This window comes from Vibrio sp. 2134-1 (genome assembly GCF_033339495.1).
In genome coordinates this window covers 1-656 of record NZ_JAWOUS010000522.1, presented here as the reverse complement: position 1 = coordinate 656, position 656 = coordinate 1, and the positions used below count along the sequence as shown (strand labels likewise).

Here is a 656-nt window from a genome sequence, read left to right as displayed (position 1 = left end):
ACCATTTACCACACAGCCAATAATAGACACATCCATTGGCGTGATGATGTCTTCTAAACGCTGCTCAAGCGCATTTACGGTACCAATAACATCGAATTCTTGGCGTGAACAACTAGGGCAAGCAATAAAGTTGATGCCACGAGAGCGAATACGCAAAGATTTCAGAATATCGAAACCGACTTTGATTTCTTCGACTGGATCAGCAGCTAAAGAGATACGTAACGTATCACCAATACCTTCCGATAAAAGCATGCCCAAGCCAACTGCTGACTTCACGGCACCTGCGCGTGCACCACCAGCTTCAGTAATACCTAAGTGAAGTGGCTGGTCGATTTTCTTCGCTAGCAAGCGGTAAGAATCAACCGCAAGGAATACATCCGATGCTTTAACGCTGACTTTGAACTGATCAAAGTTAAGACGATCGAGATGATCCACATGACGCATCGCTGATTCAACTAGGGCTTCAGGCGTTGGTTCACCGTATTTCATCTGCAGATCTTTTTCCAAAGAGCCGCCATTAACGCCAATACGGATCGGGATATTCTTATCACGCGCACAATCAACAACCGAGCGAATACGCTCTTCGTTACCAATGTTACCAGGGTTGATACGCAAACAATCGACGCCGTATTCCGCGACTTTCAGTGCGATACGGT

1 protein-coding gene is annotated in these 656 nt (G+C 46.2%); it reads right to left on the bottom strand.

The window, feature by feature from the left end:
* Positions 1-656: flavodoxin-dependent (E)-4-hydroxy-3-methylbut-2-enyl-diphosphate synthase (locus R7R78_RS27000; RefSeq protein ID WP_225474719.1), on the bottom strand; the 656-nt coding region annotated here is incomplete at both ends.